The organism is Chitinivorax tropicus (assembly GCF_014202905.1).
GTDB lineage: Bacteria > Pseudomonadota > Gammaproteobacteria > Burkholderiales > SCOH01 > Chitinivorax > Chitinivorax tropicus.
Genome location: NZ_JACHHY010000003.1, coordinates 38,285 through 57,664, shown reverse-complemented (window position 1 = coordinate 57,664; position 19,380 = coordinate 38,285). Strand labels below are relative to the sequence as shown.

The following is a 19,380-nucleotide window of genomic DNA, read 5'->3' as shown; positions in this document are numbered from 1 at the left end:
ATTACGCCAACTTACCGTGGCACTGCTTGTACTTCTTACCAGAGCCACAAGGACATGGGTCGTTCCGACCAACCAGCGCGTACTCGTTAGGCCCGCCACTCGCACCTGCAGTGACATCCTGCCCCTCTGCGCCACCTGCGTAGGCAGAGCCGAAATCAGCATGCCGCATTTGCATATTGTCAGGCTCGTGCAACGATTCTTCCGCAGCCTCCACATCTTCCTGGCCTCGGATCTGTACGGTCATCAGAATCGTGGTGACATCACGCTTCACACGGTCAAGCATGGCCGCAAACAGATCAAATGCCTCACGTTTGTATTCCTGCTTTGGGTTCTTCTGCGCATAACCACGCAGGTGAATACCCTGTCGCAGATGATCCAATGCCGCCAAGTGCTCTCGCCAAGCATGATCCAGGTTCTGCAGCATCATCGCACGCTCGAATTGATGCATGGAGCCTGCCCCGACCAATTCAACCTTGTCTGCATACTGTTTATGGGCAACATCGACGATCCGCTGCAGGATGCCCATCGGGTCCAGACTCTGGTCCGCCTTCAACCACTCTTGAACAGGTACTTCCAATAGCAACTCACCGGCTAGGGCCTTTTCAAGACCGGTTATATCCCACTGCTCTTCAATGCTTTGAGGCGGAACATAGTTGTCAAAAGTCGCTTGAATCACGCCCTCACGCATGGCGGAGATGGTTTCAGTGATATCGTCCGCCTCCAACAGCTCATTACGCTGTTGATAGATGACTTTCCGCTGGTCATTGGCCACATCATCGTATTCCAACAACTGCTTACGGATATCGAAGTTACGGCCTTCAACCTTGCGTTGCGCATTTTCGATGGCGCGCGTCACCCAGGGATGCTCAATCGCCTCACCCTCTGGCATCTTCAGGCGATCCATGATCATGGCCACCCGGTCGCCCGCAAAAATCCTCAGCAATGGATCTTCCAGCGACAGATAGAAACGGCTGGAACCAGGGTCGCCTTGGCGGCCTGAACGGCCACGTAGCTGATTATCGATACGGCGTGATTCGTGACGCTCTGTACCAATGATGTGCAGACCACCCGCAGCCAGAACCTGATCGTGCAATGTCTGCCATTCATTCTGCAACTGCTGGACTTTGGTAGCTTGATCAGCTTCGCTCAGTGTCGTATCCGCCTCAACAAATGCAATCTGCTTTTCGAGATTGCCACCCAATACGATATCGGTACCCCGACCCGCCATATTGGTCGCAATGGTGATCATACCTGGTCGGCCAGCTTCAGCCACGATCTGCGCTTCTTTTTCGTGCTGTTTGGCATTGAGCACCTGATGCTTGAGGCCCTCACCATTCAACATCTTGGACAGAAGCTCAGACGCCTCGATCGACGTCGTACCCACCAGAACAGGCTGCCCACGACTTTGGCAATCCTTGATATCGAGAATGATTGCCTTGAATTTCTCATTGACACTACGGTAAACCTGATCCAGTACGTCCTTACGCGCAATCGCACGATGGGTGGGGATGACAACGGTTTCCAAGCCATAGATCTGCTGGAATTCATACGCTTCTGTATCTGCCGTACCGGTCATCCCTGCGAGCTTGCCATACATCCGGAAGTAATTCTGGAAGGTAATGGAGGCAAGCGTCTGGTTTTCTTTGTTGATGGTGACGCCTTCCTTGGCCTCTACCGCCTGATGTAAGCCATCAGACCAGCGACGCCCAGGCATCAAGCGACCTGTGAATTCATCCACGATGATGATTTCACCATTTTGCACAACATAGTGCTGGTCGCGATGGAACAGACTATGAGCACGCAAAGACGCATAGAGGTGATGCATCAATGTGATGTTGCCAGCGGAATAGAGGCTATCGCCCTCCGCGATCATGCCCGCTTCTGCCAGCAGTTGCTCTGCATGCTCATGGCCAGCCTCTGACAAGGTCACCTGATGAGCCTTTTCATCCACCCAGTAATCGCCCTCTCCTTCTTCTGATTCCTGCCGAATCAGCTTGGGAGCGATCAGATTCATACGCTGGTAGAGATCAACGTTGTCATCCGCTTGGCCGGAAATGATCAGCGGGGTACGCGCTTCATCGATCAAAATGGAGTCCACTTCATCGACGATCGCAAAATTCAAGCCACGCTGCACACGCTCGGTAGGCGAGTAAACCATGTTGTCGCGCAGGTAATCGAAACCGAACTCATTGTTCGTGCCATAGGTGATATCCGAAGCATACGCTGCATGCTTGGTATCATGATCCATCTGGCTGAGGTTGATACCGACCGATAAGCCCAGAAAGCCATACAATTTCCCCATCCATTCCGCATCGCGGCGGGCCAGATAGTCATTGACGGTAATGACATGCACGCCTTTTCCAGAGATGGCATTGAGGTATGCCGGCAAGGTTGCGACCAAGGTCTTGCCTTCACCAGTACGCATCTCAGAGATTTTTCCATAGTGCAGAACCATGCCGCCAATCATTTGCACATCAAAATGGCGCATCTTCAACACACGCTTGGATGCCTCTCGGCAAACAGCAAAGGCTTCTGGCAACAGATCATCCAGCGATTCGCCCTTTTGATGTCTGGCCTTGAACTCTGTGGTCTTGGCCTGCAATTCGGCATCGGTCAGCTTGGCGATGCCCTCTTCCAGAGCATTGATTCGCACGACCGTCTGACGATATTGCTTGATCAGCCGATCATTCCGGCTACCGAAAATTTTCTTCAGGACGTTGGCAATCATGGGCGTTTCTTGTCTGGCTTTATAACAACAGCCAATTGATCTTATCGTTCATAAAAGTCAAGGGGAGGTATAACCTTCCCCTTGCCGAGCATTCCTGGGCAAACACAATCCATATCCCAAATGCATTTTGCATGAAGATGCAAAACCTTGGCATCTTACCATAGCTCAGGATTGCCGCGCACCCGCAAGCTGGTCAACGGCTTTGTCAGACCAACATTGACACTTGGCGGCACAAGGCTACCCCGGCTAAGATGTGGGTAGCCCTGTAAAATTCAAGTGTTATGCCAAAAATCAAAGATTGGCTCCCGAATAGCGATATGTCTGTTTTCAAGCAAGCAGAGCGCATGTTGGCCATTCACCGGAGAGTTGCTTCGCTCCTGCCCGCCCAAGGCAATGGTCTGCAGGTCGTTCGTTGGGATGGCAGTGTGTTGGTGATTTTCGCGGAGAATGCTGCCATTGCAACACGGGTGCGACAACAAGTCCCCAGTCTGTTGAAAAAGTTGGCAGGGGCAGGGTTTGGGGCGACGGATATCCGCATCAAAGTCAGCGTAGTGGAAGAAAAGCCGATGCAACCCAAACACGCCCAGATGAGTGATGCTGCGCTGGCCAGCCTGGCGGAGTTGGCGGACGCCGTCAAAGCCCCGGAGGTGAGAGACAAGCTGGATGCGCTGTTACAGCGCCAACTCAAACAGCGATCCGCCTCTTGATCCCCGTCGGCTCAAAGCCGTTTGAGGATCAGAAAGTAAGCAGCCAATAACAACAAGGTGATGCCAGCCACTTTAAGCGTTCGTTTGGCCAGCTGAAAATAGCGTGGTTGCTTGGTAAGCATGCCAAGCAGCACCAAACCGATCGTGATGGCGGCAGTCAATACAACCAGTAGCCTGATCCAGCCCACCGCCCCCCCCCCGATATCAGATGATTTGAAATACAGATTGATCTGTTTGCCGCTTCAGCATTCACCGGCTTCGATCAGCACCCGGCTCAAGGCTTACTTGCGGCCTGCCTAAATCGATACAAATGCCGGTTGCAGACGATGGAAGGAATTGGGCACCTGTTCGGGCTTTTCAAATGTCACCCATTCCCAGGCTGATGCATCCGCCAACAGCGCTCTCAGCAGTTTGTTGTTCATCATGTGACCAGACTTGAAGCCGGAAAAGGCACCGATCAGCGGGTGACCTAAAATATACAAGTCCCCAATTGCATCCAACACCTTATGGCGCACAAATTCGTCCTCGTAACGCAGGCCGTCGCCATTCAGCACTCGATATTCATCAAGCACGATTGCGTTGTCAAAGCTGCCGCCACGCCCCAAGCCCATTTCACGCATCATCTCGACCTCATGCATGAAGCCAAATGTACGGGCTCGGCTGATTTCCGTGACAAAACTGGTATTGGCGAAATCGATTGTCACTGATTGACTGGATTTACTGATGGCCGGGTGGCGGAACTCAATGGTCAGCGACACCTTATAACCATCATGGGGTTCCAGTCTGACCCACTTGTCACCCTCTCGAACCTCGACAGTCTTCAACACCCGCACAAATTTCTTGGGTGCATTCTGTTCAACAATGCCAGCCTGCTGCAGCAAATACACAAAGGTTGCCGCACTGCCATCCATGATTGGCGTTTCTTGTGCATTGATATCAATGTACAAATTATCCAAACCCAACCCAGCAAAAGCAGACATGAGATGCTCAATGGTCGCAACCCGAACCCCCTCTTTCACCAGCGTAGAGGACAATCGGGTATCATTGACCAGATCGGGCGCGACGTGGAATTCAGGTGCATCGGGCAAATCGACGCGACGAAAGATCAATCCACTATCGATGGGTGCAGGCCGCATATGCAATGTCACGCGGTCGCCGGAGTGAAGCCCAACACCACTCGCTTTGACAGGCTGTTTGAGCGTACGCTGTTGAATCATGGCTGATTTTTTTGAAAGGCAAATTGGCAGTCGAGTCTAGCATATCGGTCTAGCAAGACCAATTGAGTATTACTATCACATTCATTTCTGGTTAAGCATGTCCTTGAATAGCAGCCGCAATGGTAATACGGTTGCGACCCGCCCGCTTTGATGTATACAGGGCTTCGTCTGCAGCATTGATCAAATCAGCCACGGTATCGCCCCCAGGAAAGGCAGCGATGCCGGCACTGAATGTAATGTTGAAACGCGCATCCCGATATGGGTGCTCAATCAATGCAAAATCACCACGAATGCGATCCAGCACCTGACGGGCTTGCTCCGCATCAGCACCCACCAGGCCGATAGCAAACTCTTCCCCACCATAGCGACCGATGATGTCACTCTTTCGCAGCCGCTGTTTCAAAAGCCACGCCAAGCTCCGGATGATCTGGTCACCAACAGGGTGACCATAGGTATCATTGACCTTCTTGAAGTGATCAATATCCAACATAGCAACCGCCAGCCGCCCGTTTTCCCTCTGAGCTTGATTCAAGGCCGCATCCAGCGAGGTCTTGGTACTGGTATGATTCAACAGCCCTGTCAGGCTGTCATGGAACATGGAACGACGCAATGTCCGATAACGTTCAATCTTGCTCTTGACAATTGCATTCAGAAAAACCTGATTGAATGGTTTGGTCAAGAAGTGATCACCACCCAGTCGCAATGCATCAACTTGTAAAGCGACATCCGTTTCACCAGACAGATAGACAATCGGGATCGACAAAAATTCATTGTGCTGCCGGATGACACGTGCCGCCTCCACACCCGTGCAATTTGGCATATACATATCCATCAAGATCAGATCCGGCAAAAATTGCCTCAAGGCATTCAGCACTTGCAATGGATCTTGAATGGATTGAGTAACGATCTGGTGCTCTTCCAGCGCGCGTTGAATCGCTCGGGCTGCGGTCAGCGAATCCTCCACCACCAGCACCCTGAAAGGCTCCTGGTCAGTCGGGTCGTTCATCTCCAGAATCTGGGCCACCACGCCCTGTAAAGATGCGCCCAGCGGGAAGCACCAATCAGCGCCACTCTTTAAAGCCAGCTGCAACAAACGGAAATCCGAGGGAATCGACAAGCCAATGATTTGCGCAAGCTTGTGATACTCCCGCAATGCCTTGATACGCGCTGCCCAGCCTTCGACACTGACACCATCGGTATCCATGATGATCAGCGGATTGGGGGACGCATCCAACGGCAGGTTATCACCCCAGCCCAACTCTATGACCTTGACACCGAAGTATGACAGCTGCCCCAACAAATCCTGCCAACGCTGTGGAGAATGGCCAACGAAATAGACAATGCGGGTCGTTCGACTGCCCACCTTGCCTTTGTCCGTACACCGATCAGCCAAGCGATCTGCGGCGTGAACATAGCCCTCTACCAGCTTGGAGAGCGTATGCACACGATCGTGCAGATCCTGCATGGACATATCGGAAACGGGGTGTTGACTGTCATCACCGAACAGTGACAAGGCAATCTGCTCCAGCTCCTTGCTGGCATGGAGCAATCCAGTGATGGATTTATCGATCAGATAATCGGTAAATGCATTCAATGAAACGGCGAATTCAACGAAATTCTCAAAGCTAGGTGCTTTGCGATAGCGCTGCCAAGTCAGAATCAGAACCTGGTTTTTTTGCGCAAGTTCGACAGGCGAACAGGACATTATGAAATCTTGATCTCAATATCCGAAATAACCATACCCATGATGGTAGCCGATGGCCCAGTCTGACACCATACCGGACAGCCACTTAAGGTCATTTTAGCATGGTCATTTATTTGCATAGGACTCAAGATCGGAAAAACAAAAGGCCAGCTTACGCTGGCCTTGTATTTTGGTGGGTTGTGCGCGACTCGAACGCGCGACCAACGGATTAAAAGTCCGCTGCTCTACCGACTGAGCTAACAACCCGATTGTTTCGTTATACGGGTACAGAAACTGTGCGATTGCAATTTCTGAAATTTGGTGGGTTGTGCGCGACTCGAACGCGCGACCAACGGATTAAAAGTCCGCTGCTCTACCGACTGAGCTAACAACCCGCACGCGGCGAGCTGCCACGATAGGAAACTTGGTGGGTTGTGTAGGGATCGAACCTACGACCTACGGATTAAGAGTCCGCTGCTCTACCAACTGAGCTAACAACCCAAGAAGGCCGGCATTTTATCAATCGTATGAAAATTGTCAACAGATTGGCCGGATTTTTTCAATTCAGCGATAACGAGTGTTATCAATTACCCCTGCCAATTCAAAGCCTTCCTTGCGTAATCTACAAGAGTCACACTGGCCACATGCTTGGCCTTCGTCATCTGCCAGATAGCATGAAACAGTGAGGCTATAGTCAACACCCCTTGCCACGCCCGCCTGAATGATTTGGGCTTTGGTGAGGTCGATCAGGGGGGTGTGTATCTTGAACGGCTGCCCCTCGACTGCCACTTTGGTGGCCAGGTTGGCCATCTTTTCAAATGCCTCGATGTATTCTGGACGACAATCAGGGTAGCCTGAGTAATCCACTGCGTTGACGCCCACGAAAATGTCCTGTGCCTTCAATACCTCAGCCCAGGCCAATGCGTAAGACAGCATGATGGTATTGCGTGCAGGTACGTAGGTGACAGGAATCACGCCCTCTTGCACGCCTTCAATCGGCACGTCGATTGATTTGTCGGTCAATGCCGAGCCGCCGAAAGCCGCCAGATCAATCGTTGCCAAGCGATGCGCTGTGGCTCCGAGTGCCTGCGCGACACGTTTTGCTGCAGCCAATTCAGCGGAGTGCCGCTGTCCGTATTGAAAGCTCAGGCAGTGGCATTCATAGCCTTGTTGTCTGGCAATCGCCAGTACGGTGGCGGAGTCCAGCCCGCCAGAGAGCAATATCACTGCTTTTTTACTCATTTTCATTCCTTCACTGCCACGGCAGACACCTGTCGTGACTGTATCCTCCGCGACCTGTCATTTACCGGGTGTATTACCCCATAACACTTTATGCAGCTGCAGTTGATATCGCACAGGTAATTTATCCCGCAGTATCCAATTTGCCAGCTCGTCAGGCTCGACGCCGCCATGGACAGGGGACATCAGCACCGGGCAACGATGATGGATCGAGTAATCCATGATCAATTGTCTGGCCCATTGGTAATCGGCTTCGTGGCAGATGACGAACTTCAATTCGTCGGCTCTGGTCAGCACATTCAGATTTTGCCAATGGTTTTTCATCACCTCGCCCGATCCTGGCGTCTTGATATCGACAATCCGGGAGACGCGTGGGTCCACATGGTCAATCGGTAAGGCACCACTGGTCTCCAATGAGACAGCAAATCCTTCATCGCACAGCCTGGTCAGCAACGTCAGGCACCCTTTCTGCGCCAGCGGCTCGCCACCGGTCACGCAGACGTAGGGTGTGCCATGCTGGCGGATTTCTTCCAGGATGCGATCAATTGTCCAGGATTCACCACCGTGGAATGCATATTCACTATCACAATAGCCACACCGTAGCGGGCAACCGGTCAGGCGGACAAAGACTGTTGGCAAGCCAACCCGGCTCGTTTCTCCTTGCAAGGAAAAAAAGATTTCTGTGATACGGAGTGATTGCTTGGTGGACATCGTCTTGGAGGGCCAGCGCATCCGTGCGCTGGCTGATTACATTATCGACTATTGGCGAGCAACCGCTTGGCTTTGTCAGCGGCTGTAGAAACGGGGTATTTGGCGACCAGATCATCCAGCATTTTCTTGGCTGCTTTCTTGTCGCCCAATTCAATATGATTTGCTGCAATGTTGAACATGGCATCCGGCACTTTATTGGCATCTGGCCAAGTCACTATCAGCTTCTGTTGCGTGGCAATCGCCCCCTTGTAGTCCCGCAGGGCAGATTGCGACATGCCGATCCAGTATTGCGCATTGGGTGCAAGTTTACTGTCGGCATAGGCTTTCAGGTAATCCCGAAAACCTGAGACGGCACCTTGGTAGTTGCCCATCTTGTATAGATTGAATGCCGCGTCATAGGCCGCCTGATCGCCTTCAGCCTTGGCCACTGCAGCCAACGGCTTGTCCGATGACGTCGATCCACTGACATCCCCTCCACCCGGCTCCAACGCACGCAAACGGCTATCCAGATCGACATAGAAGTCTTTCTGCCGCTTTTGGGTTTGCTCGATGTTGTATTGCAACACCTCAAGCTGCCCGTTCAGCTTGTTCAGGTTGTCTACCTGTGCATCCAATTGAGAGACCAAATTGGACACTTTCAGATTGTCAACACGTGTCTCAAGCTGGTTTAAGCGCTCTCTAAGGGCGTGGTTATCCTGGCGGAGCTGCTCGATCTGGGTACGAAGATCCGTAATCATCTTACGGGCTTCTGTATCGTCGAACAGCCCCGCCTGGCTGCTGGCCGAAAGGGCCAGTATAGCCAGCGGGAGCAGGCGTTTCATCAGACGCGGCATCATCGATTACTTGTCGTCAGCGTAAACGATGTCTGCACGACGGTTGATTGCGTAAGCTTCTTCGTCGTGGCCAGTTGCCTTGGGCTTTTCTTCGCCATAGCTGATGGTTTCGATCTGGCTGTCAGATACGCCCAGGGTGGACATCATCTTCTTGACTGCTTCAGCACGCTTTTGGCCGAGCGCCAGGTTGTACTCGCGGCTACCACGCTCGTCAGCATTGCCTTCGATCTTGACCTTCAGATCACGCTTTTCGGTCAGGTACTTGGAGTGTGCTTCAACCAGTGCTTTGTGATCATCACGAACAACGTACTTGTCATAGTCGAAATAAATGCTACGCTCGGACAGTTTGTTGTTCGGGTCTTGATGTGGTGGCAGGTTGGAAGTGCTCAAGCCATCGGTAGGTGCAGGCGCTGTATCGGCCTTGGGTGCTTCAACCTGAGGCTGAGTCTTGTTCTCGACCGGTGCTTTGGGGGCTTCGGGTGCAGGGGTGCTGGCGCAAGCAGCCAGGAGGCTGACAACCAAGGCGCTGAGCAGGACTTTTTTCATGTTTTCTCCTAAAAATAATGGGTACGCAAACCCGTCGGCGGGACAGGCTGAACAATGCGCACTTAACTGATTATGTTACCTTATCTTGGTGCCAAACACGTATCCGGTTTGTTCCTACCATGATATGACGAGGCCGGCATAGCCAGCCTCAAGCAACCCATTGGGCCAAGATGATCAAGTTGTCTTGGCCATCTTACTGAAACACAGGACTCCAAGCTGGCTCACGGATATCACCAGATTGCACGCGCAGGCGCTGCTTCACCCGGCCATCGCTAGAGGCGGCGGCCAGTACACCGCGACGCCCAACTTCAGTCGCATATAGGATGATTTTACCGTTTGGTGCGAAAGATGGCGATTCATCAGCATCGGTATCGGATATGGTTGTGGTCACCCCACTAGCCAGATCCATCACCACGACCTGGAAGCCACCGCCATCTCGCTTGACGAAAGTCAGGCTCTTGCCGTCAGGGCTGTAACGTGGCGACACACAGTAGGTGCAATCGTAGGTCACGCGTTTGACATCCCCGCCTGTTGCCGACATGGTGTAGATTTGCGGGCTGCCGCCACGGTCTGACGTGAAGGCAATGCGCGAGCCATCTGGCGAGTAGTCAGGCTCAGTATCGATGCCGGAGCTGTTTGTCAGCCTCAACAAACCAGATCCATCGGCATTGACGCTGTAGATCTGCGATAAGCCATCCTTGGTCAATACGACGGCCAATTTGTTGCCATCAGGTGACCAAGCAGGGGCGCTGTTGCTGCCTTTGGCCCCGGAAACCACCCGCCGCTGCCCTGTGGCCAGCACATGCGAATAGACAATAGGCTTTTTCTGCTCGAAAGATACATAGGCCAGTTTGGTGCCATCTGCCGACCAGGCTGGTGAAATGATCGGCTCGGACGAGGACAGCACAGTCTGGGCGTTGTAACCGTCAGCATCAGCCACCTGCAGCTCATAGTGCTTGCCTTGCTTCAGGATATACGCGATACGTGTGGCGAAGACGCCTTTGTCACCGGTCAGCTTTTCATAGATGACGTCCGCAATTTTATGTGCGGCCAGGCGCAGCTGGTTAGGTCGTGCCACATGGCTGACACCTGCCAACTGCTGCTTGCGCAGGACATCCATCAAACGGACACGGATGGTGACGCTGCCATCACCGTTGTCCGCAACCGAACCAATGGCGATTGCTTCAGCCCCTTTATTCTGCCAGTCTGCATAGTTCAACTGGTTTGGCTCAGCAGGAAGGGGATTCAACCCTGCCGTGCTCACCAACTTGAACATCCCGCTTCTCGCCAAATCAGCCTGCACGATCGCGGTGACCGACTCCTTCAGCGCTTCTTCTTTCACCAAGGGAACAATGGCCACTGGGATCTGCTTGGCGCCACCGCCGATGATTTCAATTGTCAGGGCCGCCTGGACGTGTTGCAGCAACAATCCGCAGCACAATGCCATCGTGGCCAGTATTCGTTTGCTCATCATGTTATGAACCTACTACTTTTTCAAATCAATCATTTGGCCTGAAAACCAGGCGTAACACACGAAAGTCCTGAAACCGCATGCCTTCAGGCAAGGGCGGCAGTGGGCTGGATTTCAGGATAGCCCGCTCGATCGAGTCATCATATGCCGTGTTGCCACTGGATTTACGCTTGACGACATTGAGTACCTCCATCGAAGGCAGCAAGGTGATCTCAAACACCGCTTCTGGATTGCCCTGCATATCAGGCGGCACCGACACGAAGCGCTTGATGCGTGCCTGGACTTGCGAGACATAATCACCAACAGCTTTTTGCTTGGCCGCATTAGCAGCATTGGCCGCGTTTTTCTGGGCCAGCTCGTTTTGCGCAGTTTCCTTGGCCAGCGCATCCTGCAGCTTTTTCAGCTCTTGCTTCATCTTGTCATCAGGTGGCGCAGGCTTGGGCTCCGGCTTTTTCTCCTGTGGTTTCGGCTCGGGTTTGGGTACGACCTTCGGCTCTGGCTTCTTTTCCACTTTTTCTGGCTCCGGCTTTTTCTCCGGCGCCTTCCTGGGCGTTTTCAATGCAATGTCAGGTTTGGCCACCTGATCAGGCACATCCGGCTCGGGCTCAGGCTCGTTTCTTTTCTGTACCTTGGGAGGAGGCACGACCTCCTGCCGCTGGGGCGATGGCTTGGGCATGGCCGACCACAGCTCAACCGCTACCGGTTCTTTACGTTCGTTTTGCCATTGCAGGCCAAATAGCAATAGACCAAAGAAAATAACATGGACACCGATGGACAGCACCAGCGAAAGTCCGGGCTTGTCTTCATGCTCAGACCGCGTCATTTGTGCTCCGGTCGCACCAACAGCCCTACCCGGCTGATTTGCTCTCGCTGCAGACGATCCATCACTTGCATCACTGCGTCGTACTTCACATTCTTGTCTGCGGAGATCACAACTGGACGACCTGCTTTTTCCGCAACCGCCTCCTTTACTTGAATGACCAAGTCTTCCAGTGAAAGGTGTTGCGAATTACGTTTGCTTTCTGTGTCCCGCAATGTCAATTCACCCTTGGCATCGATTTGAACCTCAAGCGGTGCGGCGGGCGGTGTCTCGGCTTTGCCTATGCTTGGCAGATCAACGGTTCCGGACTGCATCATCGGCGCGGCCACCATGAAAATGACCAGCAGCACCAACATGACGTCGATGTATGGCACAACGTTCATCTGCGCCATCGCGCGGCGACGACGTCGGCTCATCGATGTGCTCCTTGCCGTTGCAGGATGTTGGAGAATTCTTCGATGAAGCTCTCGAAGCGCACGGCAAGTCGGTCGATGTCCGCTGCGAAACGGTTATAAGCAATCACAGCCGGAATGGCGGCGAACAAGCCGATTGCCGTGGCGATCAGCGCCTCGGCGATGCCGGGCGCAACGTGGGCGAGTGTCGCCTGCCCGACGCTGCCCAAAGCGCGGAACGAATTCATGATGCCCCACACTGTGCCAAACAGCCCTACATAGGGGCTGACCGAGCCAACAGTCGCCAGGAATGACAAATGGCCATCCAGTTGATCCAGCTCACGTTGCGAAGCGGCCTTCATGGCTCGCCGTGTGCTGTCCATGACATCGGCCAGCTCAGCGCCGGGCGTTTTGCGCTGTTTCATGAATTCGGTAAAACCTGCCTCAAAAATACGTTCCAGCGCCAGGCTCTTACCCTGGACATCATTGTACAGGCGGTTCAGATCCGCACCGCTCCAGAAGCGCTGTTCAAAATCCACGGTACGGGTCGAGGCATGGCGAACAGCAAACCATTTGCTGAAAATCATCGCCCACGATGCCATCGACGCCAAGGCCAAGCCCAGCATCACCAACTGCACAACAATACTGGCGTTTGCAATCAAGCCAAGCATCGAGAGATCGTGACTGGTTTCCACAGTTTCCTTTCAACAGACAATGATACGAAAGCAGATAATGATAACGTATTACGTGGAAAGTTCGCGAATTCAACGAAGTTTTACAGAAGAAGTACTGCAAACCAAGCTGGAAAATAGCCTGACAAGGCCCGGATGGGAGGCCCGATCAGGCGGTCACAGCACTTTGAACAACAGAATCGGCAGCAGGATCAGTGCCGCAATCAGCTTGATCAGGTGCCAGACCAGCACCGGATCCAGCGGCTCAGGTGGGGCCGATTCCTCTACCACGGGCTCATTGAGGTCTGGTGCGGTTTGGTCAACCGCATCATCAGTTGTGTCGATCAACGGTTCGGCCATGGTGCATCATCTCAGTTGCCGCCCCACAGATCGCCATTGACCGGCTGCAGTTGCGGCGGCTGCAGCCCGAAATGTTGATAGGTTGACATAGTTGCCATGCGACCACGCGGGGTGCGTTGTAACAGCCCCTGCTGGATCAGATAGGGCTCCAGTACATCTTCGATCGTGTCGGTGCTCTCCCCGATCGCAGCCCCCACGTTGTCCAGCCCGACCGGCCCACCGCCGAATTTATGCAAAATCGCTGACAGCAATTTGCGATCCATGAGATCCAGGCCTGCATGATCCACATCCAGCATGGAGAGCGCTGCATCCGCCACTTCGCGCGTGACATGGCCATCGGCTTTCACCTCGGCATAATCACGCACACGCCGTAACAAGCGGTTCGCAATGCGGGGTGTGCCGCGTGAACGACGGGCAATTTCAAAGGCACCTTCTTCTGACATCTGCACATTCAAGAGGCTGGCGGAGCGCCGCACGATCTTCGTCAATTCCTCGGGAGTATAGAACTCCAAGCGGGCGACAATACCGAACCGGTCTCGTAACGGATTGGTCAGCATGCCTGCGCGGGTGGTTGCACCAACCAGGGTGAAGGGCGGCAGATCCAGTTTCACTGAGCGGGCAGCGGGGCCTTCACCGATCATGATGTCTAGCTGAAAGTCTTCCAGCGCCGGATACAGTATTTCTTCCACTACTGGGCTTAGGCGGTGGATCTCATCGATGAACAATACATCGTGCGGCTCCAGGTTGGTCAACAGTGCAGCCAGGTCGCCCGCCCGCTCCAGCACGGGCCCAGAGGTCTGGCGCAGATTGACACCCAGCTCCCGCGCCACGATATGAGCCAGCGTGGTTTTGCCCAGGCCCGGGGGCCCGAACAGCAGCACGTGATCCAGCGCCTCGCCACGCTTCTTGGCAGCCTCGATGAAAATCGACAACTGGCCCCTTGCCTTTTCCTGCCCGACATATTCATCCAGCAGTTTGGGGCGTAGTGCGCGCTCCAGCGCCTCTTCCTGGGCAGACAGTTTTTGTGAGGTCACAATCCTGTCTTCTGCAGGTGCGGCTTTGAGGTTGTCAGTCTGGATCATGGTGTGTACGGATGACATGCTTGCAATGACAGTATTGTAACCCGGATGTAGATAAATACAGCCATGTTGCCAACAAGGTTGAAATGGCCCGTCAATATGGATATAGTCCGCCAGCCGGTTGTTTGCCGGTTTCAAACTAGGTGCGTCTTCAGGGCGGGGTGCAATTCCCCACCGGCGGTATGGTTGCAAAACCGAGCCCGCGAGCGCCCGGCCTGCGGGTCGGGGTCAGCAGATCCGGTGAAATGCCGGGGCCGACGGTATAGTCCGGATGAAAGAAGATGCAGAAACTCTGTCAGCCTGCTGACAGGGCGTTGGGTTTCGTTTGTTGATCGAGCCAGGCGCAGCTTCAAGCGCGGCAGCCGCCACGGACATCATCTGTGGGGTCAGGCAAGCTCATGCTCACCAAACGCTTGACCACGTCCTGCCACCGGTTGGCATGGTTATTTGCGCCCTGAAACGTGAATTGCTCATTTTCGCAAGGAACGTTTCATCATGAATTTTCTCCCTACCCACTTCGAACAGCGTGTCAACGCGGCATTGGCAGCCATCAAGGCAGGTGTGCCGGTGGTGTTGACGGACGATCTGGATCGTGAAAACGAAGCTGATCTGATCATTGCTGCCGACCGCATCACCGAGGCCAGCATGGCTCAGCTGATTCGCGATTGCAGCGGCATTGTTTGCCTGTGCCTGACCGAGGAACGGATCAGACACCTAAACCTGCCACCCATGGCCAGCCGCAATCAAAGCCGCTATGGCACGGCTTTCACAGTTTCGATCGAGGCTCGGTACAACACCACGACCGGCGTTTCTGCGGCGGATCGGGTGACCACTGTTCGAGCCGCGATTGCACCTGATGCAAAACCCGATGATCTAATCAGCCCTGGACACATGTTCCCCCTGCAGGCGGCTCCTGGCGGCGTATTGACCAGGCGAGGTCACACCGAGGGCTCTGTTGATCTGGCAATGCTGGCGGGGTTGTCACCGGCAGCGGTGTTATGTGAGTTGATGAATCCGGATGGCACCATGATGCGTGGCGATGCGCTGTGGGCCTATGCAACTAAACATCAGCTACCGATCCTGTCTGTAGAGGATATCGTGCAATATAGACAGGCTCGTCAATTCGCAGCCTGATAATGAAATGAAACGAGGGCCATCAGGCCCTCATCGTCCGCAGGTCATAGGCTGGCGATCACACCTTGGCCAAGCTCTTCAGCGCCATGCGAATTCCGTCCGACACCCCCACGTCACCAGGCAGGCCCTTGATCGCTGCGGCAGCCTCACGTTCGTTGTAACCCAACGCCAGCAAGGCATTGATGATGTCGCTCCGTTCAGAGGCGGCTGAGGGTAATGGCAAGCTTCCAGCGGGAATCGTACCTCCTGCTGCATCAAAGCTCAGTTTGCCCCGCAGCTCCAACACCAACCGTTCAGCCGTCTTTTTACCGATGCCAGGAATCCTGGAGAGCCGAGCGATGTCTTCACCCGCAATTGCAATCGCCAGCTCATCGGCATTCATGCCAGATAGGATGGCGAGCGCAATCTTAGGGCCGATGCCTGATATCTTCAGCACTTGCCGGAAGGTTTCGCGCTCACCTTTGGTGGCAAAACCATAGAGCAGGTGGGCATCCTCCCGCACCACCGGGTGGGTATAGAGCGTCACCTTTTCGTTGAGGTGAGGCAAGACGTAGAAGGTGCTCATCGGCACATCTACTTCATACCCAACCCCGGACACGTCCACCACAACCTGCGGAGGTTGTTTTTCGACCAAAATGCCACTCAGGCGACCGATCATATTGTGTTCCCAAAGAAATGATTGAATTCAAACCAGCAAGCAGGCCATGACCCTTTCAGTCATGGTTGACACCACCGTTCAGGCCAGTCGGCCCCGCTTGATCCGAAACCCCTTCGCAGCCAGCCCTTGCACCAGCGAGCCATGATGATTGGCATGGCACAGCGCGCAGGCCAGGGCATCTGCCGCATCGGACTGTGGGTAGCCTTCCAGGCTCAACAAGCGCTTGACCATTTCCTGCACTTGCTCCTTAGCAGCCTTGCCATGGCCAACCACCGCCTGCTTGACTTGCAGCGCAGTGTATTCTGCTACCGGCAGATCGCGCATGACTGCGGCGGAAATCGCCGCTCCCCGCGCCTGCCCAAGCAGCAAGGTGGATTGTGGATTGACGTTGACAAACACCTGCTCGACCACCACTTGTTGGGGCCGGTATTCATCGATGATGGCAAAAAGCCCATCGATGATCGATTTCAGACGGATGGGCAGCGTAGCGTCGCTCGGCGTGCGCACGCAGCCGCTGGCAACATAGTGGCGAGCCTGCCCGATCACGTCGATGACACCAAAACCCGTGACGCGCAAACCTGGGTCAATTCCGAGAACTCGCATATATTAAAGAGATGGAACCTGTTGAAAAATGCTATGTTGATGGGTGACAACCCAGCTTGGGTTGGTATGATCAAACATGGTTTCGCCACCCCGTGACCCGCAGCTGTTGCATGAAAGTATACTGTGCTTGCATACGACACTTCACCACAACCCACCCCACCCTTTCAGCAAGCACTGGCGATGATGATCGTCAGCGGCATGCTGGATCATGTCGATCTGATGGTGCTGGCCGCCGATGTCACCGGGCAATTGCTGTTCATCAATCAACAAGCGGAAGATGTATTAGGCGTCAGCCGGGCTGAGCTGGCTGCACTGAATTACACGTTACTGATGCCAGCCTGGTCGCACTTTCTGCTTATGAAGACCGCCATTCCAACCGCCAATGCCGACAAGGTCTGGCGCGGTGAATTGGCGTTGCTCACCAGTAGTGGCCAGGAGGTTCCCGTCAGGCTTCAGGTCTTAGCGCACCGCCAAGCCAGTGACAGCCCCATCATCCATCTGTTGTTCGCGCATAGTGTCGCAGGCGAGCGCCGTAAGGAGCAGGCACTGACCCGTGCCAAACAGGTCGCGGAGATGTCCAGCGAGGTGCGTGGGCAATTTCTGCACAACATTGCCAACCAAGTCCGCAAACCCATGCTGGAGCTACGCCGCAACCTCACCACCCTACTCCAGATCAGCACGCTGGATAAGGAGCAGAGCGAGCTGTTGCAGAGATCGTTGGGCCAAGTGGCGACCGTGCTCCGCTTTGTTGACGATGTCGTCAATTACGTCCGTAACGACGAAGTGTAGATTCCGTCGATGCCATCAACCATTTGGGCTGCATACTGATCCGCCAGGGCCAGCCGCTCAGGCGTTCCGACATCCAGCCACAGACCATTATGGCATTCACCACTGACCAGGCCTGCTGCGATGGCCGGTTTCAGCAAAGTCACCAGCTTCATGGTTGCGCCTGCCGGCACCGTTGCAAAAAATGCCGGATGAAAACACCCGATGCCGGAATAGGTCAATTTCACATCAGCCTCCTCGCTCAGCATGCCATCGGCCAGGCCAAAATCACCTTGTGGATGATGCGGGGCGTTGGGCACCATGACCAGATGAGCACGCCCAGGCTGCCCAGCGCCCAATGCTTGCAGTACAGGGATCAGTCGTGTGAAATCGTATTGGCAGAATACATCAGCACTGACAACGATGAAGGGCCGTACTCCCAGCAGAGGCATGGCTTTGGCGATCCCCCCTGCGGTTTCAAGCGCCGTTTCCTCTGCTGAATAGGCAATCTGTGCGCCAAAGCGGGCGCCGTTCCCCAGCGCCTGCACAATCTGCCCGCCAAGATGGGCATGGTTGATCACCAGCCGATCCACACCCGCAGCCACCAGGCGCTCGACATGCCATTCGATCAAGGCTTTGGAGCCCGCACGCAGCAAGGGCTTGGGGGTATGATCAGTCAGCGGGCGCATGCGCTCACCTCTACCCGCGGCCAATATCATGGCGGAATAATGCATCACGCCTCCGTTCAAAAGGTGTAACCAACCTGCTGTTGGCGCCCTTCTATAGCATCCATCAGCTTCAGCAAGGGTTTCAGCCCCACATAACGCTCAGCATTCTTACGCAGATACCCCCAGACACGCGGCAGGTCATTCAGGTAACCCATTTTGCCATCGCGATGGGCCAGGCGCGCAAAGATCCCCACAACCTTCAATTGCCGTTGCACCCCCACCAGCTCGAATTGCCTATAGAACTCGGTCACATCAACTGGCACCGGCAGCTTGGCCCGACGGGCCCGCTCCCAATACCGGATCACCAGATCCAGCACCTGCTCTTCTTCCCATTCGATATAGGCATCTTTGAGCAGAGACATCAGATCGTAAGCCAAGGGGCCATACAATGCCCCTTGAAAATCGATGACACCAGGGTTGGGGTCACACACCATCAAATTACGTGAATGATAGTCACGGTGTACGAATACCTTGGGCTGGGCCAGCACTTGGCTGAGCACGAATTGCTTGGTGGTATCGAGCCAACCCTGCTGTTCCGCACTCAAAACAAAACGCGCCTCATGCGGCAGATACCATTCCTGGAAAATGTCTATTTCACGCGCCAGAAAAGCCTCATCGTACTCAGGCAACACACCCGGGCGACTGGCCAGCTGGATCTTGATCAGGCTGTCGATGGCGTCGAGATACAGACCTCGCATGCTGTCTGGATTCAAGGCCTCCTGATACATGGTGCTACCGAAATCCTCCAGCAACAGGAATCCCTGCGCCAGATCCTGCGCATGGATGGTCGGCACATGCACCCCCGCCTGGGCGAACACATCACGGACATGAATAAAAGGCCGACAATCTTCGACCGCAGGCGGTGCATCCATGATGATGCGGGTTGTGCCGTCATCCAGATCGATCCGGAAATAACGGCGCTGGCTGGCATCCTCAGACGCAGGAACCAAGCTCAATGACTGCCCGGGGAACAAGGTTGCCAACCACGATTCGATTTGCTGCTTTCGTTGCATGTTAAAGACTCAAGGCGCTTT

The 19,380-nt window shown here is 54.3% G+C and carries 20 protein-coding genes, 3 tRNA genes and 1 riboswitch; of the genes, 3 read left to right on the top strand and 20 right to left on the bottom strand.

What is annotated here, in order from left to right; genetic code table 11:
- Position 1: 1 nt before the first annotated feature.
- On the bottom strand, positions 2-2,728 hold the full coding sequence (gene secA / locus HNQ59_RS02840; RefSeq protein WP_184034938.1) for a preprotein translocase subunit SecA: 2,727 nt from the start codon (positions 2,726-2,728) through the stop codon (positions 2-4).
- A gap of 281 nt (positions 2,729-3,009) precedes the next feature.
- Here secA and HNQ59_RS02835 point away from each other — a divergent pair, with 281 nt between their 5' ends.
- Complete coding sequence (locus HNQ59_RS02835; RefSeq protein ID WP_281397165.1) at positions 3,010-3,435, top strand: DciA family protein; 426 nt, start codon at positions 3,010-3,012, stop codon at positions 3,433-3,435.
- 296 nt (positions 3,436-3,731) lie between these two features.
- Here the strand turns inward: HNQ59_RS02835 and lpxC are convergent, their stop codons facing one another.
- The 15 genes from lpxC to ruvB form a co-directional block, all read right to left on the bottom strand.
- The gene (lpxC, locus tag HNQ59_RS02830) at positions 3,732-4,652 is read right to left on the bottom strand and encodes a UDP-3-O-acyl-N-acetylglucosamine deacetylase (protein WP_184034932.1); all 921 of its coding nucleotides are present in this window, start codon (positions 4,650-4,652) and stop codon (positions 3,732-3,734) included.
- Positions 4,653-4,743: 91 nt separating this feature from the next.
- Complete coding sequence (locus HNQ59_RS02825) at positions 4,744-6,357, bottom strand: GGDEF domain-containing response regulator (protein WP_184034928.1); 1,614 nt, start codon at positions 6,355-6,357, stop codon at positions 4,744-4,746.
- A 170-nt stretch (positions 6,358-6,527) separates the two neighbouring features.
- Positions 6,528-6,603 (bottom strand) — tRNA-Lys (locus tag HNQ59_RS02820).
- A gap of 52 nt (positions 6,604-6,655) precedes the next feature.
- Positions 6,656-6,731 (bottom strand) — tRNA-Lys (locus tag HNQ59_RS02815).
- Between the two features lie 30 nt (positions 6,732-6,761).
- Positions 6,762-6,837, bottom strand: a tRNA-Lys gene (locus HNQ59_RS02810).
- 63 nt (positions 6,838-6,900) lie between these two features.
- Complete coding sequence (queC, locus tag HNQ59_RS02805; protein ID WP_184034925.1) at positions 6,901-7,578, bottom strand: 7-cyano-7-deazaguanine synthase QueC; 678 nt, start codon at positions 7,576-7,578, stop codon at positions 6,901-6,903.
- Between the two features lie 57 nt (positions 7,579-7,635).
- The gene (gene queE, locus HNQ59_RS02800; RefSeq protein ID WP_184034922.1) at positions 7,636-8,286 is read right to left on the bottom strand and encodes a 7-carboxy-7-deazaguanine synthase QueE; all 651 of its coding nucleotides are present in this window, start codon (positions 8,284-8,286) and stop codon (positions 7,636-7,638) included.
- 41 nt (positions 8,287-8,327) lie between these two features.
- Positions 8,328-9,107, bottom strand: a complete 780-nt coding sequence (ybgF, locus tag HNQ59_RS02795; RefSeq protein ID WP_246490822.1) for a tol-pal system protein YbgF — start codon at positions 9,105-9,107, stop codon at positions 8,328-8,330.
- Positions 9,108-9,125: 18 nt separating this feature from the next.
- Positions 9,126-9,665, bottom strand: a complete 540-nt coding sequence (gene pal / locus HNQ59_RS02790) for a peptidoglycan-associated lipoprotein Pal (protein WP_184034918.1) — start codon at positions 9,663-9,665, stop codon at positions 9,126-9,128.
- A 193-nt stretch (positions 9,666-9,858) separates the two neighbouring features.
- Entirely contained in the window at positions 9,859-11,136 is a 1,278-nt protein-coding gene (gene tolB / locus HNQ59_RS02785) for a Tol-Pal system beta propeller repeat protein TolB (RefSeq protein WP_246490835.1), read from the bottom strand.
- A gap of 28 nt (positions 11,137-11,164) precedes the next feature.
- The gene (gene tolA / locus HNQ59_RS02780) at positions 11,165-11,959 is read right to left on the bottom strand and encodes a cell envelope integrity protein TolA (RefSeq protein WP_184034914.1); all 795 of its coding nucleotides are present in this window, start codon (positions 11,957-11,959) and stop codon (positions 11,165-11,167) included.
- Entirely contained in the window at positions 11,956-12,372 is a 417-nt protein-coding gene (gene tolR / locus HNQ59_RS02775; RefSeq protein WP_184034912.1) for a protein TolR, read from the bottom strand. Before tolR ends, tolA begins: the two co-directional genes overlap by 4 nt.
- On the bottom strand, positions 12,369-13,043 hold the full coding sequence (gene tolQ, locus HNQ59_RS02770) for a protein TolQ (RefSeq protein ID WP_343074191.1): 675 nt from the start codon (positions 13,041-13,043) through the stop codon (positions 12,369-12,371). The genes tolR and tolQ overlap by 4 nt, the downstream gene beginning before the upstream one ends.
- Before the next feature lie 153 nt (positions 13,044-13,196).
- On the bottom strand, positions 13,197-13,379 hold the full coding sequence (locus HNQ59_RS02765) for a hypothetical protein (protein ID WP_184034910.1): 183 nt from the start codon (positions 13,377-13,379) through the stop codon (positions 13,197-13,199).
- A gap of 11 nt (positions 13,380-13,390) precedes the next feature.
- Entirely contained in the window at positions 13,391-14,461 is a 1,071-nt protein-coding gene (gene ruvB, locus HNQ59_RS02760) for a Holliday junction branch migration DNA helicase RuvB (RefSeq protein ID WP_184035370.1), read from the bottom strand.
- Between the two features lie 140 nt (positions 14,462-14,601).
- Positions 14,602-14,745, top strand: a riboswitch (FMN riboswitch).
- 208 nt (positions 14,746-14,953) lie between these two features.
- Here ruvB and ribB point away from each other — a divergent pair.
- Positions 14,954-15,592 (top strand): 3,4-dihydroxy-2-butanone-4-phosphate synthase, encoded by a 639-nt coding sequence (ribB, locus tag HNQ59_RS02755; RefSeq protein ID WP_184034908.1) that lies wholly within the window; start codon positions 14,954-14,956, stop codon positions 15,590-15,592.
- 58 nt (positions 15,593-15,650) lie between these two features.
- Here the strand turns inward: ribB and ruvA are convergent, their stop codons facing one another.
- Both ruvA and ruvC read right to left on the bottom strand, forming a co-directional pair.
- Positions 15,651-16,250 carry a Holliday junction branch migration protein RuvA gene (gene ruvA, locus HNQ59_RS02750; protein ID WP_184034906.1) on the bottom strand — a complete coding sequence of 200 codons (600 nt, stop codon included), beginning with the start codon at positions 16,248-16,250 and terminating at the stop codon, positions 15,651-15,653.
- A 78-nt stretch (positions 16,251-16,328) separates the two neighbouring features.
- Positions 16,329-16,853 carry a crossover junction endodeoxyribonuclease RuvC gene (ruvC, locus tag HNQ59_RS02745; protein ID WP_184034905.1) on the bottom strand — a complete coding sequence of 175 codons (525 nt, stop codon included), beginning with the start codon at positions 16,851-16,853 and terminating at the stop codon, positions 16,329-16,331.
- Positions 16,854-16,976: 123 nt separating this feature from the next.
- On the opposite strand from ruvC, the gene HNQ59_RS02740 reads away from it, so the two are divergent.
- Positions 16,977-17,642: a PAS domain-containing protein gene (locus HNQ59_RS02740; RefSeq protein WP_184034903.1), complete on the top strand. Its 666-nt coding sequence runs from the start codon at positions 16,977-16,979 to the stop codon at positions 17,640-17,642.
- Here HNQ59_RS02740 and murU read toward each other — a convergent pair.
- Together murU and HNQ59_RS02730 are read right to left on the bottom strand one after the other, a co-directional pair.
- Complete coding sequence (murU, locus tag HNQ59_RS02735) at positions 17,618-18,337, bottom strand: N-acetylmuramate alpha-1-phosphate uridylyltransferase MurU (protein WP_184035367.1); 720 nt, start codon at positions 18,335-18,337, stop codon at positions 17,618-17,620. The genes HNQ59_RS02740 and murU overlap by 25 nt on opposite strands.
- A gap of 26 nt (positions 18,338-18,363) precedes the next feature.
- Entirely contained in the window at positions 18,364-19,359 is a 996-nt protein-coding gene (locus HNQ59_RS02730; RefSeq protein ID WP_184034901.1) for an aminoglycoside phosphotransferase family protein, read from the bottom strand.
- Positions 19,360-19,380: the final 21 nt, after the last annotated feature.